Annotated in this window: 12 protein-coding genes, 1 pseudogene and 1 other annotated feature; of the genes and pseudogenes, 6 read left to right on the forward strand and 7 right to left on the reverse strand. The window is 59.8% G+C overall.

Annotation, left to right across the window (positions count from 1 at the left end):
* Positions 1 to 29 precede the first annotated feature (29 nt).
* A complete protein-coding gene (gene dnaQ / locus ABD827_RS11925; RefSeq protein WP_344964984.1) occupies positions 30 to 761 on the reverse strand; it encodes a DNA polymerase III subunit epsilon in 732 nt (243 codons plus the stop codon).
* Between the two features lie 162 nt (positions 762 to 923).
* Between dnaQ and rnhA the strand changes: the two genes are divergently transcribed.
* On the forward strand, positions 924 to 1388 hold the full coding sequence (gene rnhA / locus ABD827_RS11930; protein ID WP_344965062.1) for a ribonuclease HI: 465 nt from the start codon (positions 924 to 926) through the stop codon (positions 1386 to 1388).
* Here the strand turns inward: rnhA and ABD827_RS11935 are convergent.
* Positions 1376 to 2089, reverse strand: a complete 714-nt coding sequence (locus tag ABD827_RS11935) for a class I SAM-dependent methyltransferase (protein ID WP_344964985.1) — start codon at positions 2087 to 2089, stop codon at positions 1376 to 1378. The genes rnhA and ABD827_RS11935 overlap by 13 nt on opposite strands.
* Positions 2090 to 2136: 47 nt before the next feature.
* On the opposite strand from ABD827_RS11935, the gene gloB reads away from it, so the two are divergent.
* Positions 2137 to 2922 (forward strand): hydroxyacylglutathione hydrolase, encoded by a 786-nt coding sequence (gloB, locus tag ABD827_RS11940; protein ID WP_344964986.1) that lies wholly within the window; start codon positions 2137 to 2139, stop codon positions 2920 to 2922.
* Positions 2923 to 2985: 63 nt separating this feature from the next.
* On the forward strand, positions 2986 to 4389 hold the full coding sequence (locus tag ABD827_RS11945) for a LysM peptidoglycan-binding domain-containing protein (RefSeq protein WP_344964987.1): 1404 nt from the start codon (positions 2986 to 2988) through the stop codon (positions 4387 to 4389).
* Positions 4390 to 4508: 119 nt separating this feature from the next.
* Here the strand turns inward: ABD827_RS11945 and ABD827_RS11950 are convergent, their stop codons facing one another.
* Together ABD827_RS11950 and yciA are read right to left on the reverse strand one after the other, a co-directional pair.
* Positions 4509 to 5360, reverse strand: coding sequence for an endonuclease/exonuclease/phosphatase family protein (locus tag ABD827_RS11950; RefSeq protein WP_344964988.1), 852 nt, complete (start codon positions 5358 to 5360; stop codon positions 4509 to 4511).
* Positions 5338 to 5736, reverse strand: a complete 399-nt coding sequence (gene yciA, locus ABD827_RS11955; RefSeq protein ID WP_298717978.1) for an acyl-CoA thioester hydrolase YciA — start codon at positions 5734 to 5736, stop codon at positions 5338 to 5340. Before yciA ends, ABD827_RS11950 begins: the two co-directional genes overlap by 23 nt.
* An 88-nt stretch (positions 5737 to 5824) precedes the next feature.
* Here yciA and yjjX point away from each other — a divergent pair, with 88 nt between their 5' ends.
* The gene (gene yjjX, locus ABD827_RS11960; protein ID WP_344964989.1) at positions 5825 to 6406 is read left to right on the forward strand and encodes an inosine/xanthosine triphosphatase; all 582 of its coding nucleotides are present in this window, start codon (positions 5825 to 5827) and stop codon (positions 6404 to 6406) included.
* On the opposite strand, the gene ABD827_RS11965 is transcribed toward yjjX, so the two are convergent.
* The gene (locus tag ABD827_RS11965) at positions 6330 to 7166 is read right to left on the reverse strand and encodes an NAD-dependent epimerase/dehydratase family protein (protein WP_344964990.1); all 837 of its coding nucleotides are present in this window, start codon (positions 7164 to 7166) and stop codon (positions 6330 to 6332) included. The genes yjjX and ABD827_RS11965 overlap by 77 nt on opposite strands.
* Entirely contained in the window at positions 7156 to 9063 is a 1908-nt protein-coding gene (locus tag ABD827_RS11970) for a transglycosylase SLT domain-containing protein (protein WP_344964991.1), read from the reverse strand. Before ABD827_RS11970 ends, ABD827_RS11965 begins: the two co-directional genes overlap by 11 nt.
* Before the next feature lie 874 nt (positions 9064 to 9937).
* On the opposite strand from ABD827_RS11970, the gene hpf reads away from it, so the two are divergent.
* Entirely contained in the window at positions 9938 to 10276 is a 339-nt protein-coding gene (gene hpf / locus ABD827_RS11975) for a ribosome hibernation-promoting factor, HPF/YfiA family (RefSeq protein WP_298717967.1), read from the forward strand.
* Positions 10277 to 10480: 204 nt separating this feature from the next.
* Positions 10481 to 10617: a sequence feature (Phe leader region), on the forward strand.
* Between the two features lie 304 nt (positions 10618 to 10921).
* Positions 10922 to 12070 (forward strand): annotated as a pseudogene (locus ABD827_RS11980) (chorismate mutase); the annotation flags it as partial.
* 1100 nt (positions 12071 to 13170) lie between these two features.
* Here ABD827_RS11980 and tyrA read toward each other — a convergent pair.
* Positions 13171 to 14301: a bifunctional chorismate mutase/prephenate dehydrogenase gene (gene tyrA / locus ABD827_RS11985; RefSeq protein ID WP_344964992.1), complete on the reverse strand. Its 1131-nt coding sequence runs from the start codon at positions 14299 to 14301 to the stop codon at positions 13171 to 13173.
* Between the last annotated feature and the right edge of the window lie 126 nt (positions 14302 to 14427).

Genomic DNA, 14427 nt, shown 5'->3' on the forward strand with positions numbered 1-14427 from the left:
CCCGCACGACAAGGCGAGCAGAAGTGCGCCTATTCTGCGCGCCACAGGCAACTGCCTCCCTTTTTCATCACCAGATCCAGCCTGGACTCGTGGGCCTGCAATTCCTGCTCATCGGCCCGAATCACCTTCAGCGGCGCCCGACCGGCACTCAGGCGACGAATGCCGCCGGTATCACCCTGCTGGCCGTTATCGCTCTGCAGGTTGAGCTTGGTCTGGCCACCGGTCATCAAGAGGTAAACGTCGGCCAGGATCTCCGCATCGAGCAAGGCGCCGTGCAGGGTTCGGTGACCGTTGTCTATGCCGAATCGGTCGCACAATATATCCAGGTTGTTGCGCTTGCCGGGAAACATCTTGCGCGCCAGCGCCAGGGTATCGGTTACCTTGCACAGGGCCGCCATGCGTTCGGGCCGCCCCAGCAGCTGCATTTCATAATCGAGAAAGCCGACGTCAAAGGGGGCGTTGTGCGCCACCAGCTCGGCACCGTCGATAAACTGCAAAAATTCGTCAACCTTGGCGGCAAAGGGCGGCTTGTCGGCGAGGTAGTCATCGGTAATGCCGTGTACTCGAATCGCCTCTTCGTCCACCTTGCGGTCCGGCTTGAGATAAACGTGAAAATGCCGACCGGTCAGGCGACGGTTGACCACTTCCACACAGCCGATTTCAATCACCCGGTGCCCTACATAATGGGGGCCGGTATCCATGTTCATACCGGTGGTTTCTGTATCCAGCACTATTTGCCGCTGGTGACTTTGCTGGTTCATCAATGCTTTCTCCACTCAATTCGACGGTCAGTATAAATAACTGCCACTGCCAACGCCACCGGGCTACATATGCGGTTATCGTTATTGGCACAATCGCGCGGGTGACTGGTGAGCGCCGCCGCGCTGTGGCAGACTTCCGGTTTGCTTGTTGCAACACGGATAATCATGAAACAGATTCAGATGTATACCGACGGTTCCTGTCTGGGAAATCCGGGCCCGGGCGGCTATGGCGCCGTGCTGGTTTACAAACAGCACCGCAAGGAGCTGAGCGGAGGCTACCGACTGACCACCAACAACCGCATGGAGCTGATGGCCGCCATTGCCGGACTGGAGACCCTCAGCGACGCTTGCAGCGTGGATTTGACCACAGACAGCCAGTATGTACGCCAGGGCATTACCCAGTGGATCACCGGCTGGAAACGCAATAACTGGAAAACCGCCGCCAAGGCACCGGTCAAAAATGTCGATTTATGGAAACGGCTGGATGAACTCTGTCAGCGCCATCAGGTCACCTGGCACTGGGTCAAGGGCCACTCGGGCCACCCGGAAAACGAACGCTGTGACGATCTCGCCCGGGAAGCCGCGCTGAACGATGCCCACCATGAAGATACCGGCTATTCGCGCTGACAGGCCATGCCCGGCTGCAGCGCGCTGGGTAGCGGTTTGAATTGCCGAATCGGGGTCAGCGGATAGCGCCGCTTGCGCGCCATGATGATATACACCGCCGCCAGCGACGGGCAGTAACGGGGGCAAAACCGGCGTCGCCAGCGACCGAGCCGAGGAAAGTCGAACCAGCCGGTCAGCCCCATATCATCCTGCTTGATGACCTCAAATCCCAGCAGCTTGAGCCAGTCTTCCAGCCGCCCGGGCGCCAGCATACGCTGCCAGGGCGGCAACCGATGGCCCAGCCCCGGCAGCAGGCTGGCCAGACCGGCACTGCTGTAGGGATTAAAGCCGGTGATGATCAGCCAGCCATCGTCGCGCAGCACCACTTCGGTTTCGCGCAGTATGGCATGGGGATGTTTGCTGTAATCCAGCACATTGGCCAGCAGGCAGGCATCTAGGCTGCCCGGAGCAAACGGCATGGCGGTGGCATCCCCCTGCAGTTCCATTCCTGCAAAACCGGACTGCCCCATCAGCACCGAATGCAGCAGCCGGCTTTGCTCCAGCGACAGGGCCGCACTCAGGGCGTCGACTTTTAGCAGGGTAAACCCGAACAGCGACGGCGCCCACTCGTCCAGACGCAGCTGTAACTGTTCGGCAAGGTGACGGCCGCGTAACAACCGTGACCAGGCGGCAGGAGCCGCATCCGTACTGGCTGATTTCATCGCGCCTCTGATAAGCTATTGCAGAATATGATCATAAGGACAGCACCATGTTTAACGTAAGTCCCATCCCCGCGTTTCAGGATAACTATATCTGGCTGATAACGAATAACAACCATGCGGTCGTGGTCGATCCGGGTGACGCCGCGCCGGTCGAAAAAATACTGGCCGAACGCGGGCTGACACTGGACGCCATCCTGATCACTCACCACCACTGGGATCACACCGGCGGCGTCAAGGCCCTGCTGGCCAGCCGGCCCCAGGCACAGCTTTATGCCCCCGCGGCAGAAGCCATGCCCGCAGCCGGCGCGATTGCGCTGAGCGATGGTGACAAGATATCTTTGCCCACGCTGGCACTGGAATTAAAGGTGATGTCGGTACCCGGCCATACCCTGGGCCATATCGCCTACTATGCCCATCAGCAGCCGGAAGCCCCGTTGCTGTTCTGCGGCGACACCCTGTTTTCGGGCGGGTGCGGCCGCCTGTTTGAAGGCACGCCAAAACAGATGCACGAGTCTCTGCAGCGCCTCGCCAGTCTGCCGGACGATACCCGTGTCTATTGCACCCACGAATACACCCAGGCAAACCTGGCTTTTTGTCATGCTGTAGAGCCAAACAACCCTGAATTGAAGAAATACCTGCAAAATGTGGCCAAATTACGCCAGCAGGGCGTGCCTACGTTACCCAGCACCCTGGCCCGGGAAAAAGCCGTCAATGTCTTCCTCCGCGCCCATCTGGCGGGGGTTCGAGCCGCGGCCCAGGTGCATCAGGGAGCGGAGTTGATCGGAGACATCGAGGTGTTCGCCGCACTTCGCCGCTGGAAGGACGATTTTTAACGAACTTGATTAAGCTGCTCACAAAGCATACACTGGCCGCCGTTTTTGTGAGACGCAGACACCATGAGAAGACTCTGTTTATTATCCAGTGCCTTGCTCCTGGCGGGCTGCCAGGCGATGTCGACCGATTCGGTTCGACATCCCTATGGCCATCAGGAAACAGCTGGTGAGCAGGCGAACAGCCCGCTCTACCCCAAATCAGCGACCTATTCGTCGCTGCGGATACAAAGCAAGACCACCACCAGTGGTCGGACTTACAGCACCGTATCCCATTCATCGACCAAACGACCGCCGCGCCAGCAAGCTGAGCAGCAGCAGTCGGATCTGTGGCTCGATCTGGCGGCAAACATGCAGCTGGATATGCCGCTGGATCATCCCAGGGTTGTGGCCCAACGGAAGTGGTACCTCAAACACCCGGCTTATATGCGTTCCGTATCCGAACGCGCCAGACCGTTTCTCTATCTCATCAAGGAAGAGATAGAGAAACGGAACATGCCCATGGAGCTGGTATTGTTACCGGTGGTGGAAAGTACCTTCGATCCCCGTGCCTATTCCCATAGCCACGCCGCGGGTCTGTGGCAGATGCTGCAGGGCACCGGCAAGCAGTTTGGTCTGCATTACGACAGCTGGTATGACGGCCGGTACGATGTGATGGCTGCCACCCGCGCCGCACTCGACTATCTGGAATACCTGAACGGTTTCTTCGATGGCGACTGGGTGCTGGCGCTGGCCGCCTACAACTCCGGCGAAGGCCGGGTACAGCGCGCCATGAAGGCCAATCGGCGCCAGGGCAAGCCCACCGATTACTGGTCGCTGTCGCTGCCCAAAGAGACCCAGAATTATGTGCCCAAGCTGTTGGCACTGGCCGATATTCTGAAGCAACCCGGCCACTATGGTATGGAGGTGCCGGCGGTGCCCAATCGGCCGCAGCTGGCGGTGGTGGAAGTGGAAGGTCAGGTTGACCTGAACATGGCCGCCGATCTGGCCGGCATGAACCGGGGCCAGCTCAAGCAGCTCAACCCGGCATTCAAGCGTGCCGCCACCTCACCGGTGCGCAACGCCGAAATTCTGGTGCCGGTGGCTCATGCCGAGGGCTTTGAAATTGCCATGGCCGACTTGCCCGAGCAGGAACGCAAGTCCTATCAGCGTTATCAGGTCAAGGGCGGTGACAGCCTCGGCAGAATCGCCAGTCGCAACGGCACCAGCATAGAAGCCATCAAGCAGGCCAATAATATGCGTGGTACCACCATTCGAGTGGGCCAGACGCTGATGCTGCCCAGGGCATACGGGGCTGTGACGCCTTCGTCCAATGACGGGGTTTATCGCGTGCAGTCAGGGGACTCCCTGTCGGCCATCGCCAGCCGCTTCAGCGTCAGCATTACCGACTTGCTGCGCTGGAACCAGCTGCCCGACAAGCACAGCCTGCGCGCCGGACAGAGCCTAATCGTCGCCGCCAACGCCGGGTAACAAACACAGCGTTAAGCCATCAGCTTTCAGCTATAAGTGAATACCAAGAGCCGCAATGCCAATCATTGCGGCTCTTTTTGTTCCCTCGCCTCACGATATTCTGTCTGACCGCTGCCGGCTTACGGCTTATCGCTGCCCTTCGCCCTGAAGCTGACCTGCAAGGGTCCGTGATCGGACGCCTGTGAGCGCATGCTCTGCACACCATTCAGTTCCAACCCGCGATAAAACACCGCATCCAGCGGATAACCGGCAAAACGGGTGCGGTGATCCGGCACCGGAACCGCCTCGGTCAGTTGTTCCCGCTCGGCCCAGCGTTGCAGCAAACCTACTCGGCGCGGGTTCCAGCGATTGAAGTCACCGGCCACGATCACCGGGCCACCATAATGTTCGATAAAACCGCTGATATGATCCAGCTGTTGCTGATAGGTTCGGCCCCGTAACGAAAAATTCACCGCATGCAGGTTCACCACCAGCAGTTGCTCATCTGCTCCCTCGAGAGAGTAATAACCAAACAGCAGCGACTTGGGAATTCGGGTTGCCGGCTCCCGTATGCGTTGGCCGCACACCCGGGTCGGCAGCCCTGGTGAGGCGGTCAGCACACCGTTGGCCTGCTGCTGCCAGGTGAAGGCAGCCACCTGAAACCAGCGATAATCCCGGACCTGCAGCCAGCCGTATAGCTCATCGGAACTCTGGGCCTCCTGCAACAACAGCAGATCGCTGTCATCAATCCAGCGATTCAGCTCTGCCTGCCAGTCGCCCTGCTGCTTGTAGATATTCCAGCTCAGCAGCGAAAACGACGAGGGTAACGACTGACTGCTGTCCATAGAGGGAAACAGGCACGCGGCGGCCACCGGCTCGAAGCCATCGCTCAGCAGTACCGTTTTCGGCACCTCGATGCAGCCGCTCAGCAACAACGCCGGCAACAACGCCGAGGCCAGCAGGCCGGATTTAAGCACCGGGCTTGGCGGCACGGGGGCGTCCGTTCTCGTCGATGGCCACATACACAAACTGGGCGCCGGCTACGCGATAGCGAGGGCCGTTTTCCGGCACCAGTACCGGCTTGACCCAGACCTCGACCTTGACGGTAATGGAGCTGCGCCCCACCTTGGCAAGCTCGCCATAGCAGCACACCACATCCCCCACCTGCACCGGGCGCAGAAAGGTCATGTCGCTGACCGCCACGGTACACACCCGTCCCAGGGCAATTTCGTTGGCCAGCAGGCTGCCACCCAGATCCATCTGCGACATGATCCAGCCACCGAAGATATCGCCATTGGCATTGGTATCGGCCGGCATGGCCATGGTGCGCAACAGCAGCTCTCCCCTGGGGGTTTGTTGATCGGTCATCGCGTTTGCGTCTCCTATCGGACAAGTAAAGTGGGCATAATAATCAGCCGGCCCGTCGGCCGCAATTTTCAACGTAAAAAGGGATTCCATGAAGGTCATTGTCGCATCGCTCAACCCGGCCAAAATCGAGGCCGCCCGCCTGGCTCTTGAGCAGATATTTCCGGATAACCGCTGTCAGGTAAGCGGCCTGGCCGTACCGTCCGGCGTGGCCGAGCAGCCGATGAGCGATGCCGAAACCCTCACCGGCGCCCGCAACCGGGCATTGGCGGCCCGGGCGGCGACTCCCGAAGCCAGTCTGTGGATTGGTATGGAAGGCGGTATCGACCGGGTACAACAACACAGCATCACCTTCGCCTGGCTGCAGGTGCTGGGACCGGGGCTGGACAACGCCGCCCGCAGCGCCAGCCTGACGCTACCGCCGTTCGTCGCTCAGGCGGTGGCCGAGGGGGAAGAGCTGGGTCATGCCATGGACCGACTGTTCAACCTCAGCAACTGCAAGCAGCAGGGCGGCGCCATCGGGGTGCTGACCCGCAACCTGCTGGATCGGCGCCGGGTGTATCGGGATACGCTGCTGCTGGCGCTGGCGCCCCTGCTCAGCCCTGCGCCTTACGCGCTGCCAGCCACGCAAACCAGTCCGTTACCCGATAGTCGAGACCCAGCCAGCGACTGAGCGCACTGCCGTCGATCCGCTTGCCCTCGCCGCCGCCGTCGAATAGCGGCGCTGGCAAGTCACGCAGCAACGCGGCCCGGGTATAAAATTCACGTCGGCTCGGATGGTGCGGCGCGCTGACATTAAGCACGTCCGGCCAGTCGTGACGGGCCAGAATAGCGGGAATAAAGCGCAACAGGTCTTCCTGCGCCACCAGATTGACCGGCTCTTCACCCCCGTCGAAACGGCGCCCGGCCAGAAAACGCCCCGGCTCGCGGCTGCCGCCAACCAGACCGGACAGCCGCAGGCACAACACCTGTGCCATGCCGCTGTGGCGCACCGCCTGCTCAGCCGCCAGCATGCGCTCCCCCCGGGGGGAGTCCGGCGCGGCATCCGCCTCGGTCTTGCACCCGAGTCCGCCATACACAGAGGTGGCACTGGTAAACAGCAGCCGTTGCACTCCGACCCTGGCGGCAAGCGAAGCTACCCGCCCCAGGGTATCCGCATAATCATCCACCTTGCCCGGCGGTACGCACAGCACCAGGGTGTTCGCGACCAAATCGGCCGGCCAGGCCGACGGCAAGGGGGCGTTGATGTCCCATACCCGCGCCTTGATGCCCTCGAGCCTCAGCCGTTCGGCCTTTTCCTGCGAGGTGGTGGTGCCGGCCACGCGATAGCCCCGGGCGTGCAATGTCTTCGCCAGCGGCTCGCCCAGCCAGCCCAGCCCCATGATGACGACGTTCGGTTCAAGGTTCGACTCGGTGCGCAGTTCAGTAGACATATTTCAGCTCCGCCGGTTTGATGAAGGTTTTCTGCTGCCCCAGCATATCCTGATAAATCACCGAAAAGGCCAGCACGTTCTGTACATAACCCCGGGTTTCCCGGTAGGGAATGTTTTCTACCCACACATCCATCGGGCGGCTGCCACTGTTGTTCAGCCAGCGGTTAATCCGTGAAGGGCCCGCATTATAGGCGGCAATGGCCGGAATACGGTTGTTGTCGTAACGCTCAAGCAGCTCGCTGAAGTAACTGGAGCCCAGCTGCACATTGACCTCGGCGCGATACACATCGGCCGGATGTTGATAATCGCCGATACCGTGCTTGCGCGCGGTTTCCCTGGCGGTGGCCGGCATCAACTGCATCAGGCCACCGGCACCCACCGGCGAGCGCGCCTGCTCATAAAAGGCACTTTCCTGCCGGGCGATGGCAAACAGCGTCGCTTCATCCAGCCCCAGCTTGCGGGCCTGACGTTGAAAGAGATCACGGTAGACAATCGGGAAGCGCAGATCCAGATGATCCCAGGCGCGTACCCGAATGCTGGCCACGATGGATTTATCGTACCAGCCCCGGCTCAGGGCCAGACTGCCCAGCGCCAGGCCATCGGCCTTGTTGACCCGGCCCAGCAGATGATACCACTCGGTGCGTGCCGCGGTTTTGTTGCCCAGCGCCAGCCACTCTTCTACCCGCAACAGCGCCGGCCATTGCCGCCGAGCCTGGCTCAAGGACGGGGCCGATGGCGAGGGCTGCTTTTGCAGATCATACGGATGCCGACCCTGCTGCGCCGCCAAAAAGCCGTAGTAATCCCGGTTTTGCGCCGCCTGTTGCCAGGCCTTGTCCCCTTCTGCATGACGGTTCCGGGCCTTCAACGCCCTGCCCCGCCAGTATTGCCAGCGACTGTCTCTTTGTGCTTCGGCCGGTAAACGCTCTATCCAGTCGGGCAGCTCACGCCAGTCCTGCTCCCAGATGGCCAGCCGGGCTCGCAGCTCGAACAGGTCCGCATCGCCCACCACCGGCAGGCGACTGTCGAGCCAGCTGCGATAATCCCGGGTACGATTGAACATCAGGCGCCGGGCCAGTTGCCGCTCTATATCGGCCACCTGCTGCCGGCTCAAGTCTGACTGACGCCGATATTTGGGGTAAAGGCTCATCACCAGCTCGGGCCGGGTGTCTGCCAGTCGCGACAGGGCCCGGGCCAGCGCCGCCTTGTGGCGGTCCGAGCCGGCCACCAGCAAACGGGAGCCGGCCAGCAATTCGGGCTTCTTGTCGAGCGACAGCAAGAAATCACCGGCCGGTTTGGCGGAAGAGCTCAGCTGGCGGCCAAGATAGGTCATCAGGCCGTCCTGGCGCTGGTCATATGCCAACAGCATCCGTTGCCAGACCTGTTCATCGCCTCGCCCACCGGCGCCGGTCCAGGCATCAAACAAGGGATCGCACATATCGGGCCGCGAATAGCCGTGCAGCCACAGCGTTTCTGCACCGGCGATGGCCGTGGCTCTGTCTCCGGTTGCCCATTTGGCTCGGTAGTGAGCGCACTGTAATTCAACGCTGTTGGGCAGGGCGGGATAGAGTGCCAGAAATTCCCGCCAGCGCTGCTCGCGCGCCAGCCGGAACAGGTAACGGCGCTCCAGCCGGTCGGCCAGCAAAGAGTCGGAATAACGGTTCATGAAGCGGGTCACCTGTGCCGTGGTCAGCTGCTGCATTCGATCGGCAAGATATTGATAATCCAGATACACCGTCAATGGATAGGCATCCAGTCCCTTGCGCAGCCGTTCATAGCCGGGTATGTCATTTTTTTTCAGCGCCTGCTCGGCCTGACGATACTGCTCGCGCAACGGCGAGGCCTGAACACTCGCTCCCAGACTTAACAGCAGCAGCCCTACTCCCAACCAGCCCCTCACGGCGCACTCCCTTAAATGGCGATATAGAGAGCTATCCTAAGGAATAGTGACAACACTGCCAATGGGGCGCGATAAATTCTCTTTTTGCGTCAGGCAAGGGCCTGTCTGGACGAGACAAGGCGGGACGTAACGACAGATGCCACGGACGAGTTTAGGCCGTATTTAATACCAATCTAAATATGATCTATTTCAAAGCTGGACACGAGAGGAAACAGAGTCACCTCCCTCGACACGCCACTGGGCTAGCCATCTTTGCTGGGTAACGGCTGCGAATATTCACTGGATATTCGGTCCATTACCCAACAAAGATACACGGCAGCAAGCTGCCCCATACGGGCTCGGGAAATGCCATCTGACCGCCAGGGAGGGCGGGAATGCCGGAACGGCAGGAGCATTTTCCGGCCTTGGCATTTCACGGTCGTGGGAATCGATCTCTGTTGCCTCTCCTTAAGCACCGAGTCGTCTGCAGAGCACCCCCACAGGTGCCGCCGCCGCAGAGGGGCGGATGAAGGGTTCTACTCCAGAGACCATCACATGACAGGACGTCATGTGCTGAGCGCCACATGGAGGTGCTTGCAGCGTGTCGGTGGAGTAGACCCTTCGTTCGACCTTTACCGAGCAGCTAAATAGATCAGTTAGTTTTACAGATTGGTATAACGAGGGTAGAGGAAAGAACGGAACAACTTATCCGATCGAGTCTGGCCTGTTTCACTCTCTCCTGACAAGGGCTTTTTGATAGTAGCCGCGGCTCGATCACAGATTTTTGTCGTGACGACAGATCGGGCAGTAAAAGTTGATCAGGGTCACAAAATTAAACTACTGTCAGGGTAGTCTGAAGTCGTACACCAACAAAGAAACACCTCAGGGGGTCCATATGTCCATTACCATTACCAGCAACGTTATCGACATCTCTCCCGCTATTCGTGAACGGATTGAAAGTCGCTTCGAAAAGCTGAACCGGCGCCAGGTTGCGCTGATCAGCCCCCATGTCATCATTCAGAAAGAGGGACAAAACTATCTGGTGGAAGCGACCGCAGGTGTTCCTAACGATACCCTTTTCGCCCAGGCAGAAGATGAAAACCTGTACGCCGCCATCAAGGAACTGGGACAGCGGCTGGAGCGCCAGCTGAACCGCTATGCCGACAAACCGCTGGCCCAGCGCACCCAGACCCCACAGCCAATCACCGAAAGCGAAGGCGAAGAAGCGGAATAATTGTCCTCCCGGGAGCCAGAGTATGGCTCCCGAAGTCGGCGCCGTTTTCGGCACGAGGCGTCAGGCGGTAAATGGCAAAAAACGACCATTTACCGCCTTTTGCCATCCAATCCCACCTCGCCGCCAAAAATTCCCGGAAAAGGCTTGCCCTTGCCGCCGCTTTTAAGTATTTCTATCAGGGTATATATCAACGTCGAGAATCACCGTGTCTGTTTCCCTGTTTTTCTTTCGCTTCTTTTTCGCATCCTGCTTGTTTACATCATAAACGGGGCGGCATCTGGTCTGGCAAGAAATAAGCGAAAGACGAACAGACAAGCCTCCCACCGGGAGGTTTTTTTATAGGGTCTGTTGACCTTTCGAGATGATTTTTGCAGCAGTTTGTGGGGTCTGGATACAAGGCAGCGCTTATGCCATGTAGTCACTCTACATAAATAAGCGATAACGCAGTAGCAAGACCCCACAAGCGCTGCCCTGCGGGTTCGGCTAAACGCGTTTTTCTCTTTGTTGAGAGGGCCTTGCTTAGAATGACTAGGCTACATCCCTCTCGCCGCGATAAAAACGCGTTTAACTCGAACAAAATTTCACCGCGAAAGGTCAACAGACCCTAGATGACACTTTTTTTAGGTAATAAGGGAAGCCCTATTCATGAATCTGGATGAGATCAGAACCCACATCAGCCGTCTCGACAAGGAACTGCTGACCCTGCTGGCCAAACGCAAGGGCCTGAGCCTGGAAGTGGCCCGCAGCAAGCTGGAAAACCCGCGACCGATTCGGGATCAGGTACGGGAACAGGCGCTGCTGGTGGAGCTGATCAACCAGGGCCGCCAGCTTGGGCTCGACGCCCATTACGTCACCCAGCTTTACCACACCATCATCGAAGACTCGGTGCTGTCGCAGCAGGCGCTGCTGCAGGACCTGCTCAACCCCCAGGATGAGGTGCCGGCCATCAGCGTGGCCTTTCTCGGCCTGCGCGGTTCCTACTCCAACATGGCTGCCCGCAAGTATCTGTCCCGTTTTCAGGCCACCATGGTCGAACATAACTGCGAAACCTTTCAGCAGATCTTCGATACCGTCGAGTCCGGTCAGGCGCAATACGGCATTCTGCCCATCGAAAACACCAGCTCGGGCGCCATCAACGACGTGTTCGATCTAATGCAGCACACCAGCCTGTCCATCGTCGGCGAACTGACCCAGCCCATAGAGCACTGTCTGCTGGTGGCGGTAAACACCGACGTCAGCAAACTGAAAACCCTGTATACCCATCCGCAGGTGTATCAGCAATGTTCCCAGTACCTGAAAACGCTGCCGGGCGTTAAAGTCGAATTCTGTGCCGCCTCCTCCAACGCCATGGAGCTGGTGGCCAGCCTCAAGCAAGACGATATCGGTGCCATGGGCAGCGCCGACGGCGGTGAACTGCACGGCCTCAAGCCGCTGGTACGCGGCCTGGCCAACCAGAAGCAGAACATGACCCGCTTTATCGTGGTGGCGCGCAAGCCGGTAGAAGTGGCGGCACAAATTCCCGCCAAAACCAGCTTCATCATGTCGACCGGCCAGCAGAGCGGTGCCCTGGTAGAAACCCTGCTGGTGCTGCGCAGTCATCACATCACCATGACCAAACTCGAGTCCCGCCCCATTATCGGCAATCCCTGGGAAGAAATGTTCTATGTGGATGTGGCAGCCAACGTCAACAGTAACGAGATGCAGGCGGCGCTGAAAGAGCTGAAGGATATCGTCCGTTTCATCAAGATACTGGGCTGTTATCCCAGCGCCGAGGTGGCGCCGACCCGCATTCCCTCCAAGGCACTGAGCCAGGGTAACGCCGGTGTACCGGCAGTGCCGCCCCACCGCCCTGCCGACAAGAATGCCGCAATGTCACTGCAGATAGGCCGCTTTTACATGAGCCGCCAGGAGCCGCTGCTGGCCGCCATGCTGGCGACCTGGCCCGATCGCTCCGCCTTGCAGGAGGCGGCGCGACGCCTGAAAGAGCACGGCGGTCAGGTACTGGCCGCTCCCTGTTTCGAGCAGGGCGACAGCCGGCAGCAACAACAACGCCTGCAGCAGTTGCGCGAGATTGCCGCCCAGTTTGACCTGGCGGCCATGACCCTGGTTCATACCCCGGAGCAACTGAGCCGGGCCGCAGAGTCCCTCGATTTGCTGCTGCTGCAACCCATCGAGGGCCGACGCGACGAGCTGCTGACCGCGGCCGGTCGCAGCACCCGCCCGGTATTGCTGCCACTGGCAGACAAGCTGGAACACACCCTGGCCGAGGCCGAGCAGATACTGACCGAAGGCAACCAGCAACTGGCGCTGCTAGACACCCAAAGTCGCTCGCTGCCCGAATTGCTGCGTCTGCAGCAACAGAGTCGCCTGCCGTTGCTCGGCCAGCTGCCGGGCCAGGACAGCCTGCTGCCCGAACTGGGTCATGCCCTGAAGGAAGCCGGCATGCAGGGCTTCTGCATTACGCTGAATGAAGAAGACGACATGGTCCCGCTGCAGCAACTGGCCCAGCGGCTGTATCAGGACTGAAGCGTGAGGGGGGAAGGATGAGGCGAATATGTGAACGCGCTGCAGAACCCCCTCCCCAGCCCTCCCCTTGCATTGCACCCCGCCGTCGTTCTGCAAATCAGCAGTTAAGGGGAGGGAGCAAAACGGGTGCCGTGCTTGAAGCTTGGCGCCAGACGGCCCCTCCCCCTTGGCAGTAGGGATACAGGCATCACAGCGGGGTCTCGCCAGGGGGAGGCAGGGAGGGGGTGTTGCACATCGCTGCTATTCCGTCGGCTCTCAAGATCAAAAAAGGCGCTGAAGATTCGGCGCCTTTTTTCGTTTAATGCTTCGGTGTTTTTCTCCTCACACCTTACCCTTCACGCCTCACATTCCTTTCACACCTCGCACCATCAATCCGCATGATGACGACTGTCGTTGGCCTGGGCCAGCAGAATGCGGCTTTCCTTGAGGAAGGTGTCGGCATAGTCGCCGAAAAACTCGCTGACGGTGGAGAACTGCTGCACGAAGGCATCGCGCTTGCCCTGCTCCAGTTGCTCCAGCAGCTCGCCAAAGCGGCGGTGGTAGCGACGGATCATCTCCAGATTACCAGGCGACGACAAAATGATGTCCGCATACAGCACCGGATCCTGGGCGAACAGACGACCTACCATGGCCAGTTCCAGCCGGTAGATAGGCGAGCTCAGCCGCAACAGTTGCGCCAGATCCGCCTGTTCGGCACAGAGGTGGGCACCGTAGGCAAAGCTGGTGAAATGACGCAGGGCCTGCACCAGGCTCATGGCCTTGTCGTGCTCGTCGGCATTTACCGCCTGCAATCGCGCACCCCAGATACGCATCTGGGCCAGCAGCCATTCATACTGCTCGGCGCCACGGCCTTCGCTGTAAATAATCACCTGCTTGGCCAGGCTCGACACATCGGGCCCGAACATGGGGTGCAGCCCCAGTACGGGACCGGCGTGTACCTGCAACATGGCCGCCAGCGGCTCGGCCTTGATGCTGGTCAGATCGACCAGCAGGCAGTCGTCGGCCAGCCGAGGCAATTGCTCGATCACCGCCACCGTCTGATCGATGGGCACCGCCACCACCACCAGACCCGCACCGACCAGTAGCTGGTCGGCTCGCGCCCAGTCGTCTTTTTCCAGGATCTCGACCGGATAACCGGACAGGGTCAGCAGATGCGCAAACAGGCCACCCAGCTGACCGGCACCACCGATCACCACCGCCTTGCCCAGTGTGGGGTTCATGCACTTGAAGCCGGTGTCTTTTTCGCTGGCGTAAGACTCGCGCATGGCGCGGCGCAACACGTCTTCAATCAAATCCGGCGGTACACCGCGCGCTTCGGCTTCGGCCCGGCGTCGGGCCAGCATGGCCGCTTCACGGTCGGGCGCATAAATCGGCACCCCCTGGCGGCTCTTGACTTCCCCTACCCCCGCCACCAGTTTCAGGCGGCGGGCAAACAGCTCAACCAGCTGCTGGTCAACTTCGTCTATCTGATCCCGCAGGACTGCTAATTCATCTACCATTGGTCCCATCCCAATTACAAAAGCACCGGCCCTTCCCGGACGCGGTGCTCTATTATGCCTGTGAAGCGCCGGCGGGGACAGTCGTCCCCTAGGGTCTGTTGACCTTTCGCGATGATTTTTGCAGCC

The sequence above is a fragment of the Oceanisphaera sediminis genome (assembly GCF_039539745.1).
Lineage (GTDB): Bacteria > Pseudomonadota > Gammaproteobacteria > Enterobacterales > Aeromonadaceae > Oceanimonas > Oceanimonas sediminis.

Bases quoted from the DNA above. Each gene is read 5' to 3' on its own strand.
- dnaQ (WP_344964984.1), bottom strand. From the start codon at position 761: ATGAACCAGCAAAGTCACCAGCGGCAAATAGTGCTGGATACAGAAACC.
- ABD827_RS11935 (WP_344964985.1), bottom strand. From the start codon at position 2,089: ATGAAATCAGCCAGTACGGATGCGGCTCCTGCCGCCTGGTCACGGTTG.
- gloB (WP_344964986.1), top strand. From the start codon at position 2,137: ATGTTTAACGTAAGTCCCATCCCCGCGTTTCAGGATAACTATATCTGG.
- ABD827_RS11945 (WP_344964987.1), top strand. From the start codon at position 2,986: ATGAGAAGACTCTGTTTATTATCCAGTGCCTTGCTCCTGGCGGGCTGC.
- yciA (WP_298717978.1), bottom strand. From the start codon at position 5,736: ATGACCGATCAACAAACCCCCAGGGGAGAGCTGCTGTTGCGCACCATG.
- yjjX (WP_344964989.1), top strand. From the start codon at position 5,825: ATGAAGGTCATTGTCGCATCGCTCAACCCGGCCAAAATCGAGGCCGCC.
- ABD827_RS11965 (WP_344964990.1), bottom strand. From the start codon at position 7,166: ATGTCTACTGAACTGCGCACCGAGTCGAACCTTGAACCGAACGTCGTC.
- hpf (WP_298717967.1), top strand. From the start codon at position 9,938: ATGTCCATTACCATTACCAGCAACGTTATCGACATCTCTCCCGCTATT.
- tyrA (WP_344964992.1), bottom strand. From the start codon at position 14,301: ATGGTAGATGAATTAGCAGTCCTGCGGGATCAGATAGACGAAGTTGAC.